At 65.1% G+C, this 24610-nt stretch carries 24 protein-coding genes and 1 pseudogene; 7 read left to right on the top strand and 18 right to left on the bottom strand.

Going from position 1 to position 24610, the window contains the following annotated elements; translation table 11 throughout:
* Positions 1-13: 13 nt before the first annotated feature.
* The 3 genes from AADI75_RS08170 to AADI75_RS08180 all read right to left on the bottom strand — a co-directional run bounded on the left by AADI75_RS08170 (position 14) and on the right by AADI75_RS08180 (position 1637).
* Positions 14-433, bottom strand: a complete 420-nt coding sequence (locus AADI75_RS08170; protein WP_341208543.1) for a hypothetical protein — start codon at positions 431-433, stop codon at positions 14-16.
* A 125-nt stretch (positions 434-558) separates the two neighbouring features.
* Complete coding sequence (locus AADI75_RS08175) at positions 559-921, bottom strand: hypothetical protein (RefSeq protein WP_341208544.1); 363 nt, start codon at positions 919-921, stop codon at positions 559-561.
* A 71-nt stretch (positions 922-992) separates the two neighbouring features.
* The gene (locus AADI75_RS08180; RefSeq protein ID WP_341208545.1) at positions 993-1637 is read right to left on the bottom strand and encodes a hypothetical protein; all 645 of its coding nucleotides are present in this window, start codon (positions 1635-1637) and stop codon (positions 993-995) included.
* A gap of 567 nt (positions 1638-2204) precedes the next feature.
* Between AADI75_RS08180 and AADI75_RS08185 the strand changes: the two genes are divergently transcribed.
* Positions 2205-3122 carry a restriction endonuclease gene (locus AADI75_RS08185; RefSeq protein WP_341208546.1) on the top strand — a complete coding sequence of 306 codons (918 nt, stop codon included), beginning with the start codon at positions 2205-2207 and terminating at the stop codon, positions 3120-3122.
* A 9-nt stretch (positions 3123-3131) separates the two neighbouring features.
* Here AADI75_RS08185 and AADI75_RS08190 read toward each other — a convergent pair whose 3' ends face one another.
* The 11 genes from AADI75_RS08190 to panC form a co-directional block, all read right to left on the bottom strand.
* On the bottom strand, positions 3132-6278 hold the full coding sequence (locus tag AADI75_RS08190) for a type I restriction endonuclease subunit R (protein WP_341208547.1): 3147 nt from the start codon (positions 6276-6278) through the stop codon (positions 3132-3134).
* Positions 6275-6964 carry an abortive infection family protein gene (locus tag AADI75_RS08195; protein ID WP_341208548.1) on the bottom strand — a complete coding sequence of 230 codons (690 nt, stop codon included), beginning with the start codon at positions 6962-6964 and terminating at the stop codon, positions 6275-6277. The genes AADI75_RS08190 and AADI75_RS08195 overlap by 4 nt, the downstream gene beginning before the upstream one ends.
* An 8-nt stretch (positions 6965-6972) precedes the next feature.
* Positions 6973-7911: a hypothetical protein gene (locus tag AADI75_RS08200; protein WP_341208549.1), complete on the bottom strand. Its 939-nt coding sequence runs from the start codon at positions 7909-7911 to the stop codon at positions 6973-6975.
* Positions 7912-8256: 345 nt separating this feature from the next.
* Positions 8257-9837 (bottom strand): class I SAM-dependent DNA methyltransferase, encoded by a 1581-nt coding sequence (locus AADI75_RS08205; protein ID WP_341208550.1) that lies wholly within the window; start codon positions 9835-9837, stop codon positions 8257-8259.
* Between the two features lie 147 nt (positions 9838-9984).
* Positions 9985-11010: a tRNA preQ1(34) S-adenosylmethionine ribosyltransferase-isomerase QueA gene (gene queA, locus AADI75_RS08210; RefSeq protein WP_341208551.1), complete on the bottom strand. Its 1026-nt coding sequence runs from the start codon at positions 11008-11010 to the stop codon at positions 9985-9987.
* A gap of 4 nt (positions 11011-11014) precedes the next feature.
* Complete coding sequence (locus tag AADI75_RS08215; protein WP_341208552.1) at positions 11015-11683, bottom strand: peptidylprolyl isomerase; 669 nt, start codon at positions 11681-11683, stop codon at positions 11015-11017.
* A 263-nt stretch (positions 11684-11946) separates the two neighbouring features.
* Complete coding sequence (gene coaD / locus AADI75_RS08220; protein ID WP_341208553.1) at positions 11947-12447, bottom strand: pantetheine-phosphate adenylyltransferase; 501 nt, start codon at positions 12445-12447, stop codon at positions 11947-11949.
* Positions 12448-12462: 15 nt separating this feature from the next.
* Complete coding sequence (locus tag AADI75_RS08225; protein WP_341208554.1) at positions 12463-13371, bottom strand: farnesyl diphosphate synthase; 909 nt, start codon at positions 13369-13371, stop codon at positions 12463-12465.
* On the bottom strand, positions 13368-13607 hold the full coding sequence (locus AADI75_RS08230; RefSeq protein ID WP_028967147.1) for an exodeoxyribonuclease VII small subunit: 240 nt from the start codon (positions 13605-13607) through the stop codon (positions 13368-13370). Before AADI75_RS08230 ends, AADI75_RS08225 begins: the two co-directional genes overlap by 4 nt.
* A 50-nt stretch (positions 13608-13657) precedes the next feature.
* Complete coding sequence (locus AADI75_RS08235; RefSeq protein ID WP_341208555.1) at positions 13658-13948, bottom strand: hypothetical protein; 291 nt, start codon at positions 13946-13948, stop codon at positions 13658-13660.
* A gap of 109 nt (positions 13949-14057) precedes the next feature.
* Positions 14058-14900: a pantoate--beta-alanine ligase gene (panC, locus tag AADI75_RS08240; protein ID WP_341208556.1), complete on the bottom strand. Its 843-nt coding sequence runs from the start codon at positions 14898-14900 to the stop codon at positions 14058-14060.
* Between the two features lie 122 nt (positions 14901-15022).
* On the opposite strand from panC, the gene AADI75_RS08245 reads away from it, so the two are divergent.
* The 3 genes from AADI75_RS08245 to AADI75_RS08255 are packed head-to-tail and all read left to right on the top strand — an operon-like array spanning position 15023 to position 17420.
* Entirely contained in the window at positions 15023-15784 is a 762-nt protein-coding gene (locus tag AADI75_RS08245) for a division plane positioning ATPase MipZ (RefSeq protein WP_341208557.1), read from the top strand.
* Positions 15785-15786: 2 nt separating this feature from the next.
* Positions 15787-16053, top strand: coding sequence for a DnaJ domain-containing protein (locus tag AADI75_RS08250; RefSeq protein WP_341208558.1), 267 nt, complete (start codon positions 15787-15789; stop codon positions 16051-16053).
* Entirely contained in the window at positions 16050-17420 is a 1371-nt protein-coding gene (locus AADI75_RS08255) for a phosphomannomutase/phosphoglucomutase (protein ID WP_341208559.1), read from the top strand. The genes AADI75_RS08250 and AADI75_RS08255 overlap by 4 nt, the downstream gene beginning before the upstream one ends.
* 30 nt (positions 17421-17450) lie before the next feature.
* Here AADI75_RS08255 and AADI75_RS08260 read toward each other — a convergent pair whose 3' ends face one another.
* Positions 17451-18191, bottom strand: coding sequence for a Crp/Fnr family transcriptional regulator (locus AADI75_RS08260; protein ID WP_341208560.1), 741 nt, complete (start codon positions 18189-18191; stop codon positions 17451-17453).
* A 127-nt stretch (positions 18192-18318) separates the two neighbouring features.
* On the opposite strand from AADI75_RS08260, the gene murA reads away from it, so the two are divergent.
* The 3 genes and pseudogenes from murA (at position 18319) to AADI75_RS08275 (ending at position 20216) form a co-directional block, all read left to right on the top strand.
* A complete protein-coding gene (gene murA, locus AADI75_RS08265) occupies positions 18319-19602 on the top strand; it encodes a UDP-N-acetylglucosamine 1-carboxyvinyltransferase (protein WP_341208561.1) in 1284 nt (427 codons plus the stop codon).
* Between the two features lie 145 nt (positions 19603-19747).
* On the top strand, positions 19748-19960 hold the full coding sequence (locus AADI75_RS08270) for a hypothetical protein (protein WP_341208562.1): 213 nt from the start codon (positions 19748-19750) through the stop codon (positions 19958-19960).
* Positions 19961-20136: 176 nt separating this feature from the next.
* Positions 20137-20216, top strand: a pseudogene (locus AADI75_RS08275).
* Between the two features lie 880 nt (positions 20217-21096).
* Here the strand turns inward: AADI75_RS08275 and AADI75_RS08280 are convergent.
* The 3 genes from AADI75_RS08280 to AADI75_RS08290 all read right to left on the bottom strand — a co-directional run bounded on the left by AADI75_RS08280 (position 21097) and on the right by AADI75_RS08290 (position 24501).
* The gene (locus AADI75_RS08280) at positions 21097-22320 is read right to left on the bottom strand and encodes a threonine synthase (protein ID WP_341208563.1); all 1224 of its coding nucleotides are present in this window, start codon (positions 22318-22320) and stop codon (positions 21097-21099) included.
* Between the two features lie 70 nt (positions 22321-22390).
* Positions 22391-23677: a homoserine dehydrogenase gene (locus tag AADI75_RS08285; protein ID WP_341208564.1), complete on the bottom strand. Its 1287-nt coding sequence runs from the start codon at positions 23675-23677 to the stop codon at positions 22391-22393.
* 341 nt (positions 23678-24018) lie between these two features.
* The gene (locus AADI75_RS08290; RefSeq protein ID WP_341208565.1) at positions 24019-24501 is read right to left on the bottom strand and encodes a GNAT family N-acetyltransferase; all 483 of its coding nucleotides are present in this window, start codon (positions 24499-24501) and stop codon (positions 24019-24021) included.
* Between the last annotated feature and the right edge of the window lie 109 nt (positions 24502-24610).

A 24610-nucleotide genomic window follows, 5' to 3' on the forward strand; every position in this document is an offset into this window, starting at 1 on the left:
TTTTCGACGCCGATCACCCCGCTACCGGGGTCCCTTTTCCACGCCGATCCACAGCCCGGCAAAGCGATAGCAGCTCCGGCTGGGTGTCGTCGGCGTCTTGGATCAACAGCACGTAGGCGAAGGTGCTGCCGAATGTGACGATCATTTCGAACCAGCCGCCGTGGTCAGCCAGCCAATCCCAGAACGGGTGAAAGCCGGGATCGCCGAAGCGGATGCCGTCGATCGGCTCGACGAGAGGGGAGAAGCCGACGGTGCGCTGAATGTCGTCTTCGGTGTCGCCCGGCTGGACGATGACGAACTCGGTGTCGGCAGTCAGATCGAACGGCCCTATCGTCAGGGCGTCGATCCTCTGTTGGAGAAGCGTCTCCAGCCGTGGGTCCAAATTGCTGGTGAGCGCGCGCGCCATGGTGGCACGGTCGTACAGGTGGATCATGATGGTGCCTTTCAGACATAAAAAATGCGCCCGAGGCGGGATGCCTGGACGCTGCGGTTTCGATGGATTTGCTGGGCGAGGCGTTCAGGAGGCCACGCCCGAGAGGGTAGTTTGCTGTTGGTCGGTCAGCTCCGAGGATCGGGGAGAGGGCTGATTCCTTCCGACGATTCGGCATGATCGCGAAGGATCGCCCTCAGGGTCGGATCGATGGTATCGTCGTCGGGGACGATCAGCACGACGCCCGAACCGTCATCGCTGGTGATGATCGGCGCTTCGAAGGTGCCACCGTGATCGAGGACCCATTCCCAAGGCGGGTAGTCGTGGTCGATCGGATAGCCGGCTGCATCCTCGACCGCCTGTTTCGTGTCACCCGCACCGACGATCACGAACGTGGCAAGATCGATCAGGTCACGGCGCAGATCGAGGATGTGGCGCGCATAGCTAGGAAGCGGCCGGCTGAGCGCCTCCGCGGTGTTGATGATAAGCATGTGGTCGGCTCCAAAAAGCAAAACCCCCGGCGGTGAAGCCGAGGGTTTGTGGTGGGGGTGGGTAGTGGGCGTCAGCGAAGCTGCATCGTAACGAGCTCTTTGCCTTGCGGCGTTCGCCTGGCTCCAAAGTCGATATCGCGATCGCCATTGGTCGTGATGGCGGACCCGGTGCAGGAGATCGCCTCGGCGTCGCCAGTGAGGCTATGTTTGACATCGTTGATTTCGATAACCGTCGGGCCGCTTCGCTCTTTCGACAGCTCGATCACGTTCGGGACGATGCTTTCGCAGAATGCCAGCCCCTGCTGTTCGACCCGATCGAGGTTGGCAGCGGCTTCCTCACGTTCCTTTGCTTGCTGCTCGGCCTTGGCGTTCTCGGCTTCCTTGGCCTGTTGAGCCGCCTCTAGCTGCTCGGCTTGCTTGCGTTCAGCGGCTTCTTTGGCTCCTTGCGGCGTGCGTTCCCATACCGGCTGTATTTGGCCGGCGTAGGTGCCGAGCAGGATCATCATCGGAAAAATCGCACCGTATGCCGCCCACTTGGCCTGCTTCGGCAGACGCCGGAAAGCAAACGGGAGATGGACGATCGCCAGCAGTACCGCAGCGGCTATGCTGGCATAGAGCAAGGCGACCGGTGCGCCCGGTAGCGAGGCCTTCGAAATGTCTGATACGATCGCGACCGCGATGAGCGTCAGCAGTGCGAACACGATCCACTGCAGCACATGTAGCAGCCTAGCGAATGCGCCGCGTTTAGGCGCAGGTGTAGCGTCTTTCATAGTCACTCCCTGTTGATTGGCTGGTGGAAGCGTCCGCTCGGGACGCGCGTCATCGCGTCAGGGACAAAAGCCGCTGACGTTGAATCTTTGAAACTGTCACCTGTATCGCCCCTGTTTCAGCGGCGATCTTCGGCTCAACCCTCGTGCCGCCCCTATGTACCTCTCGGGAGCAGCGGCCGAAGCCGGATGTTGGAAACCTGACCAAAGGAACAGGCGCATGCGCCTTTATCGGCCGGAGCCGACTGGACATGCGCGCATGCCACCCGGCCACAGTTATCCTGTCGACCGAGTCCTTTGGTTTTGAGGTTTCCACGCCCCTCCCCCTGGCTTTCACAGGAGGCGCGGCGATCATGAAAGGCTGATAGGCGGATCGCAATAGCTGTTTGCAGGCGCTGCGATCGCGCGTTTTCAAGACCTTCAAATATGATACCGCAGTCTGCGTGTGCTCGGCGGTGACATCGTGTGCCATGTAAGCCAAACAGCAGCTGCAAAAATGTGAGTGGAGCGGACCTGTTGCCGATACCTGACTACCAAGCGCTGATGCTACCGGTCCTGCGCGAAGCAGCAGCCCGCGAAACGCGCGTTCCTATCGCCGCCGACCGGATCGCCGACCAGCTTGGCCTCTCAGATGAGGAGCGGGAGGAGATGCTGCCGAGCGGACGGCAGCGTGTGCTGCACAATCGGCTGCACTGGGCCAAGTTCTACATGACAAAGGCTGGCCTGATCGAAAGCCCCAGCCGCGGGCGGTTCGTAGCTAGCGACGAGGGACGGGCTTTGCTTGCGCGGACGCCGCCCGCCATCGACATCGACGTGCTGAGCACCTTTCCGGCGTTTCGCGAGTGGTATCAGAAGACGGGGGAGGCTGCGGGCGAGGAGGAGCCGGCGACGAAGGCGGCGGTGGCGTCTGAGGCAACGCCGGAGGAGCAGATCGACGCGGCTTACGCGGCGATCCAGGCGGCGCTGAAAGCGGACCTGCTGCAGCGCGTGCTGGGGCAGACGCCTGCCTTCTTCGAGCGGCTAATCGTCGAGCTGCTAGTCGCGATGGGGTACGGCGGGACCCACGACCGAGCCGCCCTCCAGCTTGGCAAGAGTGGTGACGGGGGTGTGGACGGTGTGATTGATGAGGACCGGCTCGGGCTCGATCGCATCTATGTTCAGGCGAAGCGTTACGCGCCGCACGTCGGGGTTGGGCGTCCGGAAATACAGGGCTTTGTCGGTAGTCTTGTTGGGCTAGGTGCGACCAAGGGCGTGTTCGTCACCACATCGACATTCAGCACGCCAGCTGTGGAATATGTCAGGCACCTGCCGCAGCGCGTGATACTGCTAGATGGAGAGCGCCTCGCTGCTTTGCTAATTGAGCATGATGTCGGCGTTCGTGTAAGCCGAAATATTGCGGTAAAACGAATAGATGAGGACTTCTTCGAATATTGATAGGGACTGCTAGAGAGCCCAGTCAACTGCGATCGTATTGGCCTGCGCCAGAACAAGATCCACTGCCGCTTTCTGCAAGTCCGGCGGATAGCCGTAGCGGGCAAGCAGCTTGCGAACCTCGATTCGCATCTTTGCGCGCACACTTTCCTTCTGCGTCCAGTCCACCGTCACGGTGCTTCGGATCGTTTTAACCAGCAGTTGGGCAAGGGTGCGGAGCGTCTCGCGTTCCATCAACTCTCTTGCTGAGCCGTTCTCAGCCAGTGCGTCGTAAAAAGCCAGCTCCTCAGGGGCCATGCCAAGCTCGTCGCCCCGCCTCGCGGATGCGGAAACGTCGCGCGCCAATGAGATCAGCTCATCAATGACCTGCAAGCTATCCACAGCCCGGTTGTGGTAGCGGGTCAGCACATCGTCCAGCCGTTTACTTAGCGTGCGCGCCTCGACAATATTCAGTCGCTCCCGTGCCTTGATGTTGCCCTGCAAGAGACGCCGCAGTGTCTCGACGGCAAGGTTCGGCTGCTTCGTCTGTCGGACTTCCATCAGGAAATCGTCCGACAGAATGGCAAGATCGGGCTGCTCCAAACCTGCATTCTTGAACACGTCAAGGATGCCCTCAGACATGACCGCCTGCGACATGAGCTGGCGGATTTCTTGCTCGATAGTTTGCCTGCCGCGAGCACCTTTGCCCGACGTGTATTTAATAAGATTGGCACGCAAGGCGACGATCAACGCCACTTCCTGCCGCTTGGCTGACGCACGTTCATCACCCGCTGCAATGGCGAAGGCGGCTTCGGCCTGTGTCGCCAAGTCGATGAACTCGGCCCGGTGATCGCCAGACAGGATTTCCTCAAGGCACTGTTTGAGAATTGTCAGTCGGGCCGTTGGCTCCGCATCGAAAAAGGCTCGCCAATCGGCCTTGCCGAGCAAGGCAAGCGCCGATTCCACCTTACTCAGAAGCTGGCGCACCGCCTCATCCATGTTGAGGCTAACTTGTTCCTGATCACGGGCGCTATACTGTGCCAGCGCCGCGCGAAGCTCCGCGCCAATACCCAGATAATCGACGATCAGGCCGCCCGGCTTCGCGCCGAACACGCGATTAACCCGCGCGATGGCCTGCATGAGGCCATGCCCGCGCATCGGCTTGTCGATGTAGAGGGTATGCAGTGACGGCGCGTCAAAGCCGGTAAGCCACATATCCCGCACGATTACGAGGTCAAAACCGGACTCCGGATTCTTGAACCGGTCTGCCACTTCCTCCAGCCGCGATTTGGTGCGGATGTGCGGCTGCATCGCCTGTGGATCAGAATTGTTGCCGGTGATGACAACCTTCAACATGCCGTCGGTGTCATCCGTCGGATTGGCACCCGCCCAGTCCGGGCGAAGCCGGGCAATCTCATCGTAAAGGGCAACCGCAACCTGGCGGCTGATCGCCACGATCATGCCCTTGCCGCCGCCCATCGCCACTCGGCGTTCCTCGAAATGGGCGACAATATCGGCGGCAACGGTGGCGATGCGTTCCGGTGCGCCGACAATCTCCTCAAAGCGGCTGAACTTCGCCTTCAGCTGCTCGGCGGCGCGCACGTCGCTGCCTTCGGTCAGCTGTTCCGCCAGTGCGTCTAGCTCTTCCCGCTGCTCGGCATCCAGTCGCAGCATCAGCTTCGCGAGCCGGGCGGAATAGTGGATCGGCACGGTAGCCTTGTCGATGACCGATTGGGTCATGTCGTAGGTGTCGATGACATCGCCGAACACCGCCGCCGTGCTGCGATCCTTTTCGTCAATCGGAGTGCCGGTGAAGCCGATGAAGGTGGCGTTGGGCAGGGCTTGGCGCAGATATTCGGCGAAGCCCACTTCCTCGCGCACTTCCTCGCCTCGCGTCACGAAACGGCGGTTGAGGCCATATTGAGAACGGTGCGCTTCATCGGCGATCACGATCACGTTGCTGCGATCGGTCAGGAGCGGATGCTCGCCTTCATCACCGCGAAAACGCTGGATCGTAGTGAAGACAAGTCCGCCGATATCGACCTTGAGAAGGTCTCGCACTGCCGCAACCGTTTCCGCATTGCGAGGCGTGCCGCGAATGGCACTGCTATGTGCGGCGAAAGTCTTGAAGAGCTGATCGTCTAGGTCGTTTCGATCCGTTACCACTACAATGGTCGGATTCTTTAGCTTCTTCGCCAGTTGAAGCTGGCGGACGTAGAACAGCATGGTCAGCGACTTTCCGCTACCTTGCGTGTGCCAGACCACGCCACCCTTTCGGTGCCCGCCTTCGCCCGCTGCCTTGACAGTCGAGGCAAGCGCCCGCCGCACGGCATGGAACTGGTGATAGCCCGCCAGCTTCTTCGATTTGACCACACCATCGGCTATTTCGAAGGCGGTGTAATCGAAGGCCAGGTCGAGCAACCGCGCCGGGTCCAACGCGCCCTTGATGAGCACTTCCAATTCCGCCCGGCCAAAGTCATCATGCTTTTCGCCGTCGATGGTGCGCCACGGCTGGAAGCGGTCAAGCCCGGCAGTCAGCGAGCCGATGCGCGCTTCTATCCCGTCGCTGATGACGAGCGCGGCGTTGAAGCGGAACAGTTCCTGGGCTTTGTTCTTGTAGTTCTGGAGCTGCTCATGCGCCCGGTCCATGGTGGCGTTTTCGTCGGCAGGGTTCTTCAACTCCATCACGGCCAGCGGCAGGCCGTTCACAAACAGCACGATATCGGGGCGGATCGTATGGCGATTCGCCTGCACAACGAATTGGTTTGCAGCGATGAAGCTGTTTTTGGCGGGCTGCTTCTGGTCGATCAGGCGGAGCCGCACGGTCCGGCTTTCGCCATTCTCGTTCAACTCGACCGGGACGCCGAACACCAGTAGTTCATGGAACGCCCGGTTATTCTCCAGCAAATTTTGCGTTGGCGCGGCGAGAACAGCGCGCATCGCCGCTTCGATAGTGCTCGATTTCGCGTCCGGGTTGAGCGTGGCCAGCGCGTCGCGGAGCTGCCCCTCCAACACTGTTTGCCGGTAGTCAGTGCGGGCGCTCATCGGCCCATCAGGGGCAAGATAGTCGCCCGGCAGCACGCGCCAGCCGGAAAGGTCAAGCCAGCTCATCGCGGCCAACTCAACCGCGCCTTCATTGAAGCGGCTGGGAGGCAATGCACCGCCGGTTGGATAGGTCATGCGGCGACCTCTTGTTCCTCATCATCAGGCTTAGTCTGCCGCCATTCGGTCAGCGCCGCCTCGTATTGCGTTCGGTCGAGCGTGAAGAGAATATGGCTGGGTTCAAAAATAGACCCAGCGATTTCGACCAGCTCATATTCGCTGTCGAGGCTTTCGTTGAACTCGCCTTCCTCGGCATAGATCGGGCCGGACGGCGCTTCAGCTGCCTCTGACGGTCGGCTCCATGCCACATCAAGCAGGAACGAAACCAGCGCATCGCACAGCCCGCCAAGCATGTAAGCGTGCTGGCGTTCCAATGTTGGCCAATCGAGTGCGCCGCCGTGCCGCAGATTTGGTATGTTGCTTAACGCGGCCAACGACGAAGCAGCACCGTTGATGCTGCCGAGCAGCCTCTTGAGGTGAAGGTCGACTTTGTCCTTTTGCGGGTGGTCGCCCAATGCTAGATCGAGAGATTTGATAACCAAGCTGGTGCGTTTGGCGAAGTCGTCGCCGTCACCATAGGTGATTTTTAGTACACCATTCACGCTTAGCTGCATTGCCTCGAACATTGATCGGACATTGGACAGGCAAGTGAAGGGAAGTTCCTCGATGCTCTGCTCCAGCGCCCGGACGTGCAGCTCAAGATTGCCTGCCCGTTCCGGGTGGCGCTCGATGAGGTTGCGGAGAAGCTGGAGCTGATAGGCCATGCGTCCCTCTATGCGGCAGCAATCACGACTTCCGCGTCCGGCAACCGCAATTCGCCCGCCAGGAGCTTGGGTAGGAGCGTGTCTCTCAGTTCGGTCAGTTTCTCCGCCTCAAGGCTAGTTGCCTTGATACGGTCAAACATGGGCAGCACTGCATTGCCCCAAGCTGAAATTACTGCGTCGGTTGGAACGGCAATGCTCCATCGACCGACAGCTTCCGCAGGTGCCCGTTGACGGCCTGAGGTGCCCGACATTGAAGCAATCACGTGTGCTCGGAAAGCTGCGTCCCTCGCGATCAGATATGGGAGCGGTGCAGGGACTCTCTCTCTGGGACGCATCACGATAAACTCAGTTGATCCCCAAGCAACTTCCTCATCGGCCAAGCGATCGACGAGGGCGGTTTTGCCGTTTTCAAGGCAAGGCGTGATGCGAGCGAGAAGCGTATCGCCGTTTTTGAACTTGGAGCCAGAGCCCACGGGGCGAGAAACTATCGATGTGATACCCGGTCCTCGCGTCGGGAGCGCCGCCATGTCGATATAAGAAGCCTCGGCTGCACGATTGATCCGCGTTGTTGGGTTGATCTCTACAAAGCTCTCTGGCGTTCCTGAGGTCCAACCCATTGGCAAGCCTTCGTCATCAAAGCTGTCTGGGAACAATGCGGCGATGTCGGCAGGCAAACCGGGGTCGCGCCCCTCGGCTTTGGCGTGAACAGGGTTGAAGTCGACAAACCAGCTCTTGAACAGCGCTCGCGCCATTTCCTCCAGCGTCGCAGCCATCTGGCGATTAAGGTCGATCTTTTTCCTGATAGCGCCCAAAAAGGAGCTGACTGCCGGGAGCGAGACTCCAGGACCAAGCCTAACCGGAAGTTCCGACAATTGATCCCGGGAAACATTCGGAAAAGTTGATCCGGTTGCTGCTTTTAGCAATGCCGGTAGCTCTGCTTCGATCAAGCCGCACATTGCATCTGCCGTCCCCGCAGCCTTTGGCCGGATCGCAGCTATTCCACGTCCAATAGCGTATCGCTGATCTGCCCAATTCATCCGCCCCGTGGTCGACCCCCTCACGCAAAATAGCAGATCGCCGGGTTCAGCGATGCGAGGACTCTCACTGGTCCATTGCACAGGGAAAGGATGCGCGGCTCCAAACTCACTTGGGCCATTAAGAAGCGGCAATCCTGAAGACGGATCGTCAGATACGACACTCCCAGAAGGCGACTGACCCATAATGATCGTCGCAATATCTCGCAGCTCCTTCATCGGCCGAGACCGTAAAGGCGTGATCCAATAAAATCGAATTCACCAGCCATAACCAACCTTCGTCAGTTGGCTGCGGATTTCCAAATCGAGCGAGTTACCGCGCTCCATCTGCGCTTTCAGGGTTGTAGTTAGCCGGGCCATCTTGTCTGCGAACGCTTCGCCATCGTCGACCCGCGCCGCCTGCTCTACATACATGCCGGGAGTGAGCACGAACCGCTTGGCCGTGATGTCTGCAAGGCTGACCGACTTGGCGAAGCCCGGCACATCCTCATACTTCCCGCCCTTCTCCCGCCAAGCGTGATAGGTGTCGGCGATGGTGGCGATGTCATCGGCGTTCAGCTCCTTGAGCGTCCGCGTTACCATGCTGCCCATGTTGCGTGCGTCGATAAACAGCACATCGCCGCGCCGGTCACGCAGTTTCTTGTCCTTCACAATGCCGTTCGATTTGTCGCGCGCAACGAACCACAGGCAAACCGGAATCTGCGTGGTCGAAAAGAGCTGACCGGGCAGCGCCACGATGCAGTCAATGACGTCCTTCTCGATCAGCCGCTGGCGGATTTCACCTTCGCCTGACTGCTGGCTGGACAGCGAGCCGTTGGCCAATACGAAGCCCGCGATGCCGTGCGGGGCCAGATGGTGATAAATGTGCTGCACCCAGCCGAAATTGGCATTGCCAGCGGGCGGCGTGCCGAATTGCCAACGCGCATCACCCTGCAACTTCTCCTGCCCCCAATCGCTCTGGTTGAACGGCGGGTTGGCCAGGATGTAATCCGCCTTGATGCTGGGGTGCATATCCTCGTGAAAGCTGTCGGCCCATTTGCTGCCAAGGTTGGCCTCGATGCCTCTAATGGCGAGGTTCATCTTGGCCAGGCGCCAGGTCGTGGGGTTAGACTCCTGCCCGTAGATCGAGATATCGTTGCGCCCGCCTTCGTGCGCCTCGATGAACTGTTCGGATTGCACGAACATGCCGCCTGACCCGCAGCAGGGGTCATAAACGCGGCCCTTGAACGGTTCAATCATCGCCACCAGCAAGCGGACGACGCACCCGGCGGTGTAATACTGCCCGCCGCGCTTGCCTTCGGCGATGGCAAATTGACCCAGGAAATACTCATAGACGCGGCCCAGCACGTCCTGCCCATGATGCTCATCGCGGAACGCCAGATCGGAGAACAGCTTGACCACCTCGGCTAGCTTGGTCTGGTCCAGCTCAGGCCGGGCATAATTCTTGGTCAGCACGCCTTTGAGCGAGGGGTTCTCACTCTCGATGGAAAGCATGGCCCGGTCGATAAGGGTGCCGATGGTGGGATCGATGCTGGTGGCGTTCTCCTTCAGATATTCCCAACGTGCATGTTCCGGCACCCAGAACACGCTTTCGGCCGAATACCAGTCCCGCTCATCGGCAAGGAAGGCATTTTCCACGTCGGCTTCGGCTTCAGCTTTGCGCTCGTAGAAACGGTCAGAAATGTATTTGAGAAAGATAAGCCCAAGCGCGACATGCTTGTATTCCGCCGCGTCCATGTTGCCGCGCAGCTTATCCGCCGCAGCCCACAAGGTCGTCTCAACCGCGGGTTGCACGGTCGGGCGTGTGATTGCGCCCGTCCCCTTAGCTCCCTTCGGCATCAATCACTTCCCTTCTGTCTGGTAGCGACCCTAACGCCGCTATGGTGACCGGCAACTGGTTTGTGAGCCTCTCGAGGCGGCTCACCCGCCACCCACTCGACAGCGCCTTCCGCATGACTCTCCTATCTCGCACTATCGAACGCCCGTTCACGGCAACAACAGCGACGCATCCCCGTAGGAGTAGAAACGGTATTCATTTTCAATGGCATGGTCGTAAGCCGCTTTCATCCGGTCGAGCCCCATTAGAGCAGAGACCAGCATGAACAAGGTCGAGCGCGGCAGATGGAAGTTGGTCATCAGCCCGTCGATCCCCCGAAAGCGATAGCCGGGGGTGATGAAGATCGCGGTGTCGCCCTCGAACGGCTGGATGCGGCCATCCTGCCCGGTCGCGCTCTCGATCAGGCGTAACGAGGTGGTGCCGACCGCGATCACGCGCCCGCCGCGCGCACGCACCGCGTTGAGCCGGTCCGCCGTGGCCGCGTCGATCCGCCCCCATTCGGCGTGCATCCGGTGGTCGGCGGTATCCTCGGCCTTGACCGGCAGGAACGTGCCCGCGCCGACGTGCAGCGTCAGCGTCGCGTGTTCGATCCCGGCTGCGGCCAGCGCGTCGAGCAGCGCGGGGGTGAAGTGCAGCGCAGCGGTCGGTGCGGCGACCGCGCCGGGCTCGGCCGCGAACATTGTCTGATAATCCTGCGCGTCGCGCGCGTCGGTGTCGCGCTTGCCCGCGATATAGGGCGGCAGCGGCATCCGCCCGGCGCGGTCGAGCAGCAATTCGACCGGCTCGTCACCCGCGAAGACCAGCGCCCAGCTGCCGTCGTCGGCGCGGTCGTGCGCCGTCGCCGTCACGTCGTGGCCGAAGTCGATCGCATCGCCGTCGCGCAGTCGCCGCGCGTTGCGGACGAACGCGCGCCAGCGGCGCGGCCCCTCGCGCTTGTGGAGCGTCGCGCCAATCCGCGCCGATCCGCGCGTGCCCTCCAGCTGCGCCGGGATCACGCGCGTGTCGTTGAAGACCAGCAGGTCGCCCGCGCGCAATTGCCCGGGCAGATCGGAGACGATGCGGTCGGCCAGCCCCGCGGGCGTCACCACCAGCAGCCGCGCCGCATCGCGCGGGGCGGCGGGGCGCAACGCGATCCGCTCCGGCGGGAGCGCGAAGTCGAACAGATCGACGTTCATCGCGTCAGCGGCGGGCGGCGCGCTTTCTTGGCGCCGGCTGCGTGGCCGGCAGCGTCGGGAGCGTGGCGGGCAGCGTCGGTGCCGCCGCCGCCGGCAGCGGCTGATAGGCCGGCGGATTGTCCGACGCGATATAGGCGTGGACGATCCGCGACGGGTTCTGCGGCGGCTCTCCCTTCTCGATCGCGTCGACATAGTTCATGCCGGTCAGCACGCGGCCGAACACGGTGTACTTCTTGTCGAGCTGGAAGCGCGGTTGCAGCACGATGTAGAACTGGCTGTTTGCGCTGTCTTCCTTCTCGGCCCGCGCCGCCGCCACCGCGCCGCGGACGTGCGGCAGGTAGTTGAACTCGGCGGGCAGGTCGGGAAGCGTGCTGCCGCCGGTGCCGTCGCCCTTGGGATCGCCGCCCTGCGCCATGAAACCGTCGATCACGCGATGGAAGACGAGGCCATCGTAGAAATGCTGGCGCGTCAGCGTCTTGATCCGCTCGACCATCTTCGGCGCGACATCGGGACGCAACGCCACCTCGACCCGGCCGCCGGTCGAGAGATCGAGCACCCAGATGTTGGTCTTGTCGCCCAGCGGCGGGGCGGGAAGCCGGTCCTGCGCGGCGGCGGGGGTGGCGACGGACACGGTCGCGGCGAGCGCGGCGGCGAGAAGGGCGAACGGGCGCATCGGGTCTTTCGGATCGGTCAGTGGGTTCCGTGTCGCCCTAGACCAGAAACGCGCTTGCGCCAAACTGAACGCGTGCGGGCGCGAACCGCGAAACGTCCCACGTCGTCATTCCCGCGCAGGCGCCCCACCTCGCCGTCATTCCCGCGCAGGCGGGAATCCAGAACCTCTGACGCCTACGCTTCTATCGACGGACCTGCGCGTCTGGATTCCCGCCTTCGCGGGAATGACGAAGGGCGCGGAAATGACGGTGGGCGAGAAGCGGATCAGCTTCCCCGCCGACCATCCCGCTCGACACGCGCCACCACTTCCTCGCAAACCGCCGGACTGACGAACTTGCCGATATGTCCGCCGAAGATCGCGATCTCCTTCACCAGCCGCGACGCGATCGGTTGCAGGCAGACGTCGGCCATCAGGAAGACCGTCTCGATCCGATCGTTCAGCTGCTGGTTCATCCCCGCCATCTGATATTCATATTCGAAGTCGGCGACCGCGCGCAGGCCGCGGACGATCATCGTCGCGCGCTCGCGCTCGGCGAAGTCCATGAGCAGCGAATCGAACGAGACGACGCGGATGTCGCCTCCGATGTCGGCGACTTCGCGCTCGACCATCGCCATCCGCTCGTCGAGCGCGAACATCGGCGACTTGCCGGGATTGGTGGTGACGCCGACCACCAGCCGATCGACCAGCTTCGCCCCGCGCCGGATGATGTCCATATGCCCCAGCGTGATCGGATCGAAGGTGCCGGGATAGACGCCGATACGCATGGGAAAGCCTTTCGGTCAGCCGCGACGATCGATGACGAAGCGCGCGATCGCGCGGAGCAGTTCGGCCTCCTCGCCATAGCTGCGCAGATGGTCGATCGCCTGGTCGACCAGCATCCGCGATTGCTGACGCGCGCGATCGACGCCCAGCAGCGAGACGAACGTCTCCTTGCCCTGCTCGCCGTCCTTGCGCAGCTTCTTGCCGGCCAGTTCCTCGTCGCCCTCGACGTCGAGCAGGTCGTCGACGATCTGGAAGGCGAGCCCGAGGTCGTGCGCATAGCCGCGCAGGTGGCGTCGGCCCTCCGGGGGGATGCGCCCGAGGATCGCGCCGCCCTCGACCGCCGCGCCGATCAGCGCGCCGGTCTTCATCTGCTGGAGCCGGGTGACGGTGCTGAGGTCGAAGCGCGTGCCGTCGGCCTTCAGGTCCATCGCCTGCCCGCCCGCCATGCCCGACGGACCGGAAGCGCGCGCGAGATCGGCGATCAGCTCGGCACGGACGAACGGATCGGCGTGCGTCGCCGGGTCCGCGAGCACCTCGAACGCCAAAGCGTGGAGGCAGTCGCCGGCCAGGATCGCGGTCGCCTCGTCGAACGCCTTGTGGACGGTCGGCTTGCCGTGGCGCAGGTCGTCGTCGTCCATCGCGGGCAGATCGTCGTGGATCAGCGAATAGACGTGGATCGCCTCCAGCGCGACCGCGACGCGCGCCGCGGCATCACGCGCGACGTCGAACAACCGCGCGGTCGCGAAGACGAGCAGCGGGCGCAGCCGCTTGCCTCCGCCGATCGTGGCGTGGCGCATCGCGCGGTACAGATCCGCACGCGGATCGTTCGGCACCGGCAGCAGCGCGTCGAAGCGCCGGTCCATTTCCGCCGACACTTCCTTGAGCGCCGCTTTCAGCTGCGGCGAGGCGTTGGCGGCGACGCTCATCCGGCGGCGAACGGCTCGACCGCGGCGGGGCGCCCGTCGGCACCGGTACGGATCGCCTCGATGCGCGCCTGTGCGGCATCCAGCCGGTCGGCACACCGCTGCCGCAGCACGCTGCCGCGCTCGTAAAGGCGGATCGCCTCCTCCAGCGGGGTGTCCCCGGATTCGAGCCGCGCGACGATCTCCTCGAGTTCGCGCAGACCGGCTTCGAAAGACAGCGTTTCGGTCGAATTCTCCATGACCGGGCTATGCGCCGCGCAAGCGCGACGGGTCAAGGAGATGCCGCAGGTTAGGCGGCGCGGCGCTGCATCCCGCCGAGCACGTCACGCGCGGCGCGCTGCGCATTGGAGATTTCGCGCGCGGTCATGTCCTCGGCGATCTCCGAGCGCGCGGCGGCGGCGGCATCGTTGCCCCACGCGGCGGCCAGGTTGAACCACTTGTGCGCCTCGATCAGGTCGAGCGTGGCACCCACGGTGCCGGTCGAATAGGCGACGCCCAGGTCATAGGCGGCGTCGGAATCGCCGCGGGTCGCTTCGTTGGTGCGGCGCGCTAACAGCGCGATGTCGAATTCGGTTACCATCGGATCACCCCTCCATCCTTCAATGTAAGAGGGGTTGTGCACCGATTCGGCTCACCAAATGGTTAAGGCCGCGATCACGCAAATCGCTGATCGTCAACGCGCCGGATGGTCAGCCCGGATCGACCGCGAGATTGTCGATCAGCCGCGTGTTGCCCAGCCGCGCCGCCGCCAGCAACTGGCGTCGGCGCCCGGGGGCAGGATCGCTTTGCAGCGTTTCGGCATCGACCAGCGCGACGTAATCGACCGCAAAGCCTGCCGCGACGAGCATGGCGGTCGCATCCGCCAACGCCTTGTCGACAGCGCCGCCGCCGAGCACCGCGCGCGCCGCGACGCCCAGCGCGCGGGGCAGCGCGACCGCCTTCTGGCGCTCCTCGGGCAAGAGATAGACGTTGCGCGACGACAGCGCGAGCCCGTCGTCCTCGCGCTGCGTCGGGACGCCGGTGATCTCGATATCGAAATCGAGATCGGCGACCATCCGGCGGATCACCGCCAGTTGCTGGAAATCCTTTTCGCCGAAATAGGCGCGGGTCGGGCGGACCTGGTTGAACAATTTGGCGACGACGGTCGCGACGCCGTCGAAATGCCCCGGCCGCGCCGCACCGTCCCAGCCGTCGCTGACGCCCGAGACCGACACGTTGGTGGCGAAACCGGCCGGGTACATCTGCTCGACCGGCGGCAGCCACAGCACGTCGCAGCCGGCGTCGGTGAGCATCGCGATGTCGCTCACCTCCTTGCGGGGATAGCGCGACAGGTCCTCGTTGGCGCCGAACTGCTTCGGGTTCACGAAGATCGAGGCAACGACCAGCGCACCGGGGCGCCGCGCGGCCTCGACCAGCGCGACGTGGCCGGCATGGAGCGCGCCCATCGTCGGCACCAGCGCCACCTCACGCCCGCCGGCGCGCGCCGCCTCCAGCGCGGCGCGCAGGCCGGCGAGATCACGATACACTTCCACCCGTTACCCCTCGAAACTCGCGGACGGGGGTTCTATGGTCGGGGCAGGACGCAATCAATCGAGGATGCGACGAATTGTCCGAAACGGGGACGGAAGCGCAACACGGTCGCACGCATGTGATCGTGTTCGCCAACGAAAAAGGGGGAACGGGCAAGTCGACGACGGCGGTTCACGTCGCGATCGCCTTGGCCGCGAAGGGCGCGCGCGTGGCGTGCATCGACCTCGATCATCGCCAGCGGACGCTGGGGCGCTATCTCGACAATCGCGAGGCGACGGTGAAGCGCGCCGGGATCGATCTGGCGCTGCCGGTCCATGCCACCGGTGACGGGCGCGCCGATGGCAATTTCCCGGAGATGTACCGCGCCTTCACCGACGGCTATGACTTTCTCGTGATCGACACGCCGGGGCGCGACGACCCGGCGGCGCGGATCGCGGCGGCGCTGGCGGATACGCTGGTGACGCCGATGAACGACAGTTTCGTCGACTTCGACCTGATCGGGCAGGTCGATCCCGAAACCTACAAGGTGGTGCGGCCAAGCTTCTATTCGGAGCTGATCTGGGACGCGCGCAAGGCCCGCGCACGGGAGGACGGGACGACGATCGACTGGGTCGTGCTGCGCAACCGCCTGCAATATCTGGAGGCGCGCAACATGCGCCGCGTGTCCGAGGCGCTCGACCAGCTCGCGCGGCGTGTCGGGTTCCGGATCATCCCGGGGCTGGGCGAGCGCGTGATCTACCGCGAACTGTTCCCCAAGGGGCTGACCTTGCTCGACGCCAAGGAATTCGGCGGGATGGGGCTGAGCCATGTCGCCGCGCGGCAGGAGCTGCGCGAGATGATGGCGGCGCTGGCGCTGCCCGACGTCGGCGCGACGCAGGCGGCCTGACGATGCTGATGAAATGGATCGTCGCGGCGCTGATCGTGTGGGGCGTGTGGGTGCTGCTGCGCAAGCCGGCGAAGAAGCGCCCCTCCCCCCTCGGCGAGGCGCGGCGGGTGCTGGGGGTCGATGCGCGCGCCGACGCGGGCGAGATCCGCGCCGCGCATCGCCGGCTGATGAGCGAGCTGCACCCCGATCGCGGCGGCTCCGAACAGCGCGCGCGGCGGGTAAATGCCGCGCGCGACACGCTGCTGGCGGCGCTCAAGGACCCGCGATGACGCACCGGCTCTCGCCCGAGATCCTGCGCGCCTATGACATTCGCGGGCGCGTCGGCGACACGCTGACCGAGGCCGACGCCTGGGCGGTCGGGCGCGGCTTCGCGACACGCCTCCGGCGCGCGGGCGGAACGCGCGTCGCGGTCGGCTATGACGGGCGGACGCACTCGCCGATGCTGGAGGCGGCGCTGGTCGCGGGGCTGACCGCATCCGGGCTCGACGTGGTCCGCATCGGCATCGGGCCGTCGCCGATGCTCTATTTCGCCGCGGCGACGCTAGAGGTGGATGGCGGCGTACAGGTAACCGGCAGCCATAATCCCCGCGAGGACAATGGCTTCAAGCTGGTGATGCAGGGGAACAGCTTCTGTGGGCCGGACGTGCGCGATCTCGCGCGGCTCGCGGAGGCCGGCGACTGGGAGGTCGGCGCCGGCATCGTCACGCAGGCCGACGTGCTCGACCGGTACGTCGGCCGGCTGCTCGCCGGCTATGCCGGCGGCAGTTACCGGATCGGCTGGGACGCCGGCAACGGCGCGGCCGGGCCGGCAATCCGCGCGCTCACCGCGCGGCTTCCGGGCGAACATCATCTGCTGTTCTGCGACATCGACGGCACCTTCCCCAACCACCATCCCGATCCGACGGTGGAGGCCAATCTGGCGCACCTGCAGGCACTGGTCGCGGAGAAGAAGCTCGATTTCGGACTGGCTTTCGACGGCGACGGCGACCGGATCGGCGCGGTCGATGCGCAGGGCCGCGTGCTGTGGGGTGACGAGATCCTGTCGATCCTCGTGGGGCCGATCCTCGCCGCGCTGCCGGGCAGCACGATCGTCGCCGACGTGAAATCGAGCGACGCGCTGTTCGAGCGGATCGCCGATCTTGGCGGCACGCCGGTGATGTGGCGGACCGGGCACAGCGAGATCAAGACGAAGATGAAGGCGCTGGGCGCGCCGCTGGCCGGCGAACTGTCGGGACACATCTTCTTCGCGCACGATTATTACGGGTTCGACGATGCGCTTTATGCGGCGGTGCGGCTAATCCATGCGGTGCATCTGTCCGGGCGATCGCTGACCGCGCTGCGCGAGGGCACCTCCGCGCGCGTCGCCACCCCCGAATGGCGCGTGCCGGTCGCCGAAGCGCGCAAGGTCGCGGTGGTCGAGGCGGTCGCCGCGCGACTGACCGAACAGGGCGCGCGGGTGACGATCACCGATGGCGTGCGCGTATCGACCGACGACGGCTGGTGGCTGCTGCGCGCCTCGAACACGCAAGCGGCGCTGACACTGCGCGCAGAGGGGCGCGACGCCAACGCGCTGGGGCGGCTGGTGGCGGCGATCGACGCGCAGCTCGCGGCGTGCGGGCTGTCGCGCGACGGGTGAACCGTCCGCGGCGATGCGGATGTCCGTGCCTTACGCCGGCGCCACCTCGGGCAACCACGACAGATCGCCTTCGTAACTCCGATCGTTGCGGCCCGCGGCCCGGCGCAGCCCCGCTTCGTCGAGGATCGTCACCCGGCCGCCCATCCGCGCGATCAGCGCCTGATCCTCGAGCTGGCGCAGCATCCGGTTGACGTGCACCGCGGTCAGCCCGATCGCGTCGCCGATCTCCTCCTGCGTCAGCCCCGGCGCGAAGCTGTCGCCGATCGCGGGATCGCCGCGCCGCATCCGCCCGCGGATTTCGATCAGCATCCCCGCCACCCGCGCGCGCGCCGGCAGCTTCGCGACCGCTGCCAGCCGCTCCGCCAGCGACGCGCTCTCGATCTGTTCGAGCGCGGTCAGCGCCAGCGCCAGCCGCGGATGGCGCAGCGCCGCCTCGGCCAGCGCGGCGCGGTCGATCGGCGACACCACGCTGTCGGCGGCCGCCACCAGCGTCTGTTGCGCCTTGCCGAACGCCATCACCTGCGTCCCGAACAGATCGCCCGGAAAGATCAGCCGCAGGATCTGCCGGCTGCCGTCGCCGAGCAGCACATAGCCCATCATCATCCCGCTTTTCAGCGCGAAGAGATCGGTGCCGCGCTCGTTTTGGCGCACGAGCGTCGCGCCGCGGCGCAGCGGGCGTTCCCGCTCGACAAGCCCCGACAGCACGCCACGTTCGACCGTGGTAAGGGACAGAAAATCGCCGACCCGATCGGCGAAACTAGGCGTCGGCACGCAATGTTGATCCTCAAGTTCCTCGAATCGTTACGCGGGCGTGGCCCCGACCCGCATTAAAGCCGATCAACCGGCGGATGCGTTCGCTCGCTTGGCGTCGGCACGCGGCTTCGATAGAGCGTAGCTGATGGACCGTATCATCATCCGCGGCGGCCGCCGCCTGTCTGGCAAGCTCCCTGTTTCCGGCGCCAAGAACGCCGCCTTGACGCTGATGCCGTGCGCGTTGCTCACCGACGAGCCGTTGACCCTGCGCAACCTGCCGCGCCTCGCCGACGTCGACGGCTTCGGCCACCTGCTCAACCAGCTGGGCGCCTCGACCCGGATCGAGGGCAGCAAGCCCGACGAATTCGGCCGCGTCATGACGATCCGCGCCGGACAGCTCACCTCGACCGAGGCGCCGTACGATATCGTCCGCAAGATGCGCGCGTCGATCCTGGTGCTCGGCCCGATCCTCGCGCGCGCCGGGCAGGCGCGGGTGTCGCTGCCGGGCGGGTGCGCGATCGGTAACCGCCCGATCGACCTCCACCTGAAGGCGCTGGAGGCGATCGGCGCGACGCTGGAGATGAGCGCGGGCTATGTCACCGCTACGGCGCCGGGCGGACGTCTGTCGGGCGGTAGCTATACGTTCCCGGTCGTCTCGGTCGGCGCGACCGAGAACGTCGTGATGGCCGCGGTGACGGCCAAGGGCAGCAGCCGGATCGAGAATGCCGCGCGCGAGCCGGAGATCGTCGACCTGTGCCGCTGCCTGATCGCGATGGGCGCGCGGATCGAGGGCGTCGGCACCGGGACGCTGGAGATCGAGGGCGTCGACGAGCTGCACGGCGCGACCTATGCGGTGATGCCCGACCGGATCGAGGCGGGCAGCTATGCCTGCGCGGTGGCCGTCACCGGCGGCGCGGTCGAGCTGACCAACGTCAACGCCGCCGACATGGGCGCGACGCTCGACGCGTTGCGCGAAGCCGGCGTCGGGATCGAGGAACGGCGCGGGTCGATCATGGTCACGTCGGAGGCGGAGCTGAAGCCGCTGTCGCTGTCGACTGCCCCCTACCCCGGCTTCGCCACCGACATGCAGGCGCAGTTCATGGCGATGCTGTGCAAGGCGCCGGGCACCAGCACGCTGACCGAGACGATTTTCGAGAACCGCTACATGCACGTTCCCGAACTGGCGCGGATGGGCGCGGACATCACCGTGCGCGGGCGCACCGCGGAGGTGACCGGGGTCGCGCGGCTGGTCGGCGCGCCGGTGATGGCGACCGACCTGCGCGCGTCGATGAGCCTGATCATCGCCGGGCTGGTCGCGGACGGCGAGACGACCGTCTCGCGCGTCTATCACCTCGATCGCGGGTACGAGCGGCTGGAGGAAAAGCTGCAGGCGGTCGGCGCGGATATCGAGCGCGACGGCGGCGGCTGACCGGGCGCTTCGCCGTGCGGCGTTAACGGTTCGTCAATCAATTTCGATCAAGATCGCGGCGGGGCGTTGACGAACCGGCGCGCAGTCGTTCCTGTCTCGGCCCTGCGGCGACACGAGTCGCCCGCACGCCCGAGGGTGGGATACGATGGACGCGATGATGGGCGGTGCGCCGTCCGAGCAACTGGCAACGATCCTGTGGAGCGCCCGCAGCGCCGGCGCGACGCTGATCATCTCACGCGGGCAGGACCCGGCGACGATCCGGCTGTTGATCGACGAAGGGCTGGTCCGCGAGCGGCTGGGGCATCTGGTGCTGACGATCAAGGGCTTGCAGCGCCGCCGGGCGTGTGCGCCGTATTGAAGGCGACGGTCGGCCCCACACGCCCCGTCATTCCCGCGAAGGCGGGAATCCAGAATCTCTGACGTTCGTGGCTCCCGCGAGGATCTGCGCGTCTGGATTTCGCCGGCGTGGGATGACGGGATGTGGTGGAAAGCGGACATTCGGCTCACGCGAAAAGGCGTGCTATCCCGCTGCCGCCAGCGTGACGGAATTGGTAGACGTATCGCTACAGCGATCCGCGGCAACGGGGTGCGGGTTCGATCCCCAGCCGCTGGAAAGGAATAAAAGTGGTGGATAGCAAAAGCTAGTGTTAGGCCAGAGTGGCTGAAGGAGGCGACCTATGCTCGATCTCATGCTGCTAGCGGTTGCCAGTCGATGCGCGGACCTCCAGGTTTGTCCTAGCGATAGCGAGTTGATCTCGGCCCTACTTGTCCAAGACGAGACTGTAAGGAAGGCGACTGCTGACGACGCCATGCAAAAAGGAGAGCTCGCCCTTTTTCACCATCTGCAAAGTCCCTACAGGCTTGAGAACGTGACCTGCGGTGAACGCGATCTTCGGGAGCCGTCGACGGTCACTTGCCGGCTTACCGCCCGGTATACCACGCATGGTGCCCTTCTTGTCGTCAGATTGGTGCAGCTAAATGGTAGTTGGCGCATTGTTGAACGTGCCGCACGGTGAGGCGCTGAATGCTTGTGTCAGCGCTGGTTGGCACGTCCTGTCAACGGTAAATGGCACGCCGGGACGGCTAAAGTTGGTGGAAATTCGCCGTTCACTATTTGGGCGCAGGGCACGGTATGCGTAACGTTCCGATTCGAACTCCTTTCACCCCGCTTGCGGCGCTTGGTGGTGCTATTCTGCTCGTCGGCTGCCAAAGCCTTGGCGAGCGCTTGATGGCACGGGCTCAGCGCGAAGATACATGCGGCGCTAAGCCGCTGTGGGTCTTTATAGGGCGCAAGGCCGATCAAGCTACTCGGAACGCCATTGAACGTCGCGTTTCGAACCGGCGTGGGGTCCGATGGATTGTGCCCGGTGAGGAGATAATAGCAGACCTTAACACCGGCCGGTTAAACGTCGCGTTGGACGACAACGGCATGATCATGGGTGTAGGCTGTTATTGAGCGTTGGCGCAATGTCCGCAACTGGGCGAGAGCCGTCCCTACAACACGTCGAAGTCCATCACCCCATGCCGGTCCAGCCGCTGCTCGGCCGCCGGCATCGAATACTTCAACCCCGTCGCGCAATTGAACAGCACGACCTCTTCCTCCTCGTCGACCAGCCCGTCGCGCAGCGCCTGCCGGTACGCCGCCAGCGTCGCGCCGCCCTCCGGGCACAGCAACAGCCCATCCTTGCGCGCGCAATCGTCCACCGCCTTCAGGATCGCGGGGTCGCCGACCGCCAGCGCGCGGCCGCCGCTCTCGCGCACCGCACGCAGGATCAGGAAGTCGCCGACCGCGCGCGGCACACGGATGCCCGCGGCGACGGTATGCGCGTCCTCCCAGCGCTCGGCATGTTCCTCGCCCGCCTCATAGGCGCGCACGATCGGCGCACATCCCGCGGCCTGTACCGCAAACATCCGCGGCCGTTCCGCGCCGATCCAGCCGAGCCGCTCCAGCTCGTCGAACGCCTTCCACATTCCGATCAACCCGGTGCCGCCGCCGGTCGGGTAGAAGATCGCTTTGGGCAGCCGCCAGCCGAGCTGCGCGGCCAGTTCCAGCCCCATCGTCTTCTTGCCCTCGATCCGGTACGGCTCCTTCAGCGTCGAGAAATCGAACCAGCGCCCCTCGGCCGCACCTTTGGCGACGATCGCGCCGCAATCGTCGATCAGCCCGTTGACCCGCCACACGCGCGCGCCCTGTGCCGCGATCTCGCGCACGTTCACTTCCGGCGTATCCTCCGGGCAGAAGACGATCGTCTCGATCCCGCAGCGGGTGGCATAGGCCGCCAGCGCCGCGCCGGCATTGCCGTTGGTCGGCATCGCGATCCGCGTGACGCCGAGTTCCCTGGCCATCGCCACCGCCATCACCAGCCCGCGCGCCTTGAAGCTGCCGGTCGGCAAGCGGCCCTCGTCCTTGACCCAGACATTGGGGCCGGCACTGGCGGGGATCAGGATCAGCGGGGTTTCGATCTCGCCGAGGCTGACGACGTTGCGCGTCTCCCGCACCGGCAGCAACTCGCGCCATCGCCACAGGTCGGTCGCGCGCGCGGCAAGCGTCTCGCGCGGCAGCGCGGCGCGGACCGCGTCGAGATCATAGCGCACGAGCAGCGGCCGGCCGGCGCGGGAAAGATTGTGGCGCTGGTCCGCCTCGTACCGCTCGCCGGTGAGCGAGCATTCGAGATGCGTGACGAAGGTCGCGCGGTCGGCGGTGAGGTTTTCGTTCATGCCCGTGGGTTTAGCGGGCGGGTGCGCGGGCGTCACCCCGCACACCCGCCGATCATTCCCGCCGTACACTTCACCCCAGAATATGCATCCACAGCGGTTCGCCGGTCAGGCTCTGCGACCCACGCAGCCGCTCCAGCGCGGCGGCGACGCAGCGTTCCGGGCCGTCGTGCGTGACGATCGCGACCAGCACGCTGCCGTCGGCGTGCGCGCCGCGCTGGATCAGGCTTTCGATCGACACGCCCGCGTCGCGCATCGCCGCCGCGATCTCCGCGAGCACCCCGACGCGGTCCGCGACCGCGAAGCGCAGATAGGCGCGGCCGCGCCGCTCGCCGCTGTCCGCCGCCGCGGCTGTCGCCAGGGCGTCAGCGGGCATCGCGAACGGCGGGCCGGATTCGCCGCGCGCAATGTCGATCAGGTCGGCGACCACCGCGCTGGCGGTCGGCCCCGCGCCCGCGCCCGCGCCCTGGAACAGCAGCCGGCCGACGAAATTGCCCTCGGCCACCACCGCGTTGGTCGCCCCGGTGACGTGGGCGAGCGGATGATCGTTGGGGACGAGATGCGCGTGGACACGCTGGAACAGCTTCTCGCCATCCGCCTCCGCGACCCCGACCAATCGGACGCGATAACCGAGCGCCGCCGCCTCCGCGATATCGGCGGCGAGCAGATGGCGGATCCCGCTGATCGCCACGTCGCCGAACGCCGGCGCGGTGCCGAAGGCGAGGCTGGCGAGGATCGACAGCTTGTGCGCGGCATCGACGCCGTCGATGTCGAACGACGGGTCGGCCTCGGCAAAGCCGAGCGCCTGCGCCTCGGCGAGCACTTCTGCGAAGTCGCGCCCCTCGGCTTCCATCTTCGAGACGATGAAATTGCACGTCCCGTTGAGGATGCCATAGACGCGCGCGATCGCGTTCGCCGCCGCGCCCTCGCGCAGCCCCTTGATGACCGGGATACCCCCCGCCACCGCCGCCTCGAACTTCAGCGGCACCCCCGCGCCTTCCGCGACGCGCGCCAGTTCGAGCCCGTGGTGCGCGAGCATAGCCTTGTTGGCGGTAACGAAGCCCTTGCCCGCCGCCAGCGTGCGACGCGCCAGCGCCAGCGCCGGCCCATCCGAGCCGCCGATCAGCTCGACCACCACATCGGCGTCCGCCTCGGCGAGCGACGCGGTGTCGTCGACCCACGAAAAGCGCGACAGGTCGACTCCGCGATCCTTGAACCGATCCCGCGCGGACACCGCGACGACCTCGATCGGACGACCGGCACGGCGAGTGATCAGCGCGCGGTTCTCGTCCAGCACGCGGATCACGCCGCCTCCGACCGTCCCCAATCCCGCCAATGCCACCCGCAACGCTTGCGCCATGTTCGCCTCCGTATCCTTAGCCCGCGCTGCTAGGCGGTGCGGCTGATGCTGTCGAGCGCGTTGAATTCGGCTGGATTGCAATTCCTGCAATCGAAGTGGGAATTATTGCACTTGCGTCCTGACGTGCTGCGGCGCAAAAAAGATGTGCCTTTCAGGCATCCTCTCCTAAAAACCTTTACAGCCGGGCCTTGCCCGGCTTTTTTTTGGCCCCGACGTCCGCTAGGCAGCGACTCGCCGCACCGAAGAGCGCGGACAAACAGGAAAAAACAGGACAGGATGCGCCGGTCGAACCGGCAGCGGAGCGGGGGACGGTCGGCGGGCCGTTCCCCCGGCGGGGCAGTTCACAACGAACGAAACATCACCAAAGCGTCAACCGGCCCGAGCATCGGATGCCGGAACGCGCCGGGCAGTCGCCCGACGATCGCAAAACCAAGCGATTGCCATAGATCGACCGCGCGGCGATTGCTCGCCACCACGAAATTGAACTGCATCGCTGTGAAGCCGTGCGCCCGCGCGCGATCAAACGAATCGTGCGCCATCGCGCGCGCGACGCCGCGGCCACGCGCGGCAGGGTCGACCATATAGCCGGCATTGGCGACGTGATCGCCGCCGCCGGCTTGATTCGCGCGAAGAAAATAGCTGCCGATCAGCCGGCCTTCCTCTTCGACGACCAAGGTTTGGCGATCCGCCCCGTGCCAATAGGCCATGGCGGCCGCCGCATCCATGTCGCGCGGCAAGGCATAGGTCTCGCCGGCCGCGATTATGGGGAGGATCAACGCGGCAATCGCCGCCGCATCATCGGGCGAGGCTGGACGGATGATCATCGCCGCCGTCTTTAGAACGACGCAGGACGCTCATCAAATCGCAACGCAACTTGCGCGCTGCTGACATGAAGCGCGGGCATGGGCGTCGCAGGCAAGCTGCGGGGTCCGG

The organism is uncultured Sphingomonas sp., assembly GCF_964021865.1.
In the GTDB taxonomy this organism is placed as follows: Bacteria; Pseudomonadota; Alphaproteobacteria; order Sphingomonadales; family Sphingomonadaceae; genus Sphingomonas.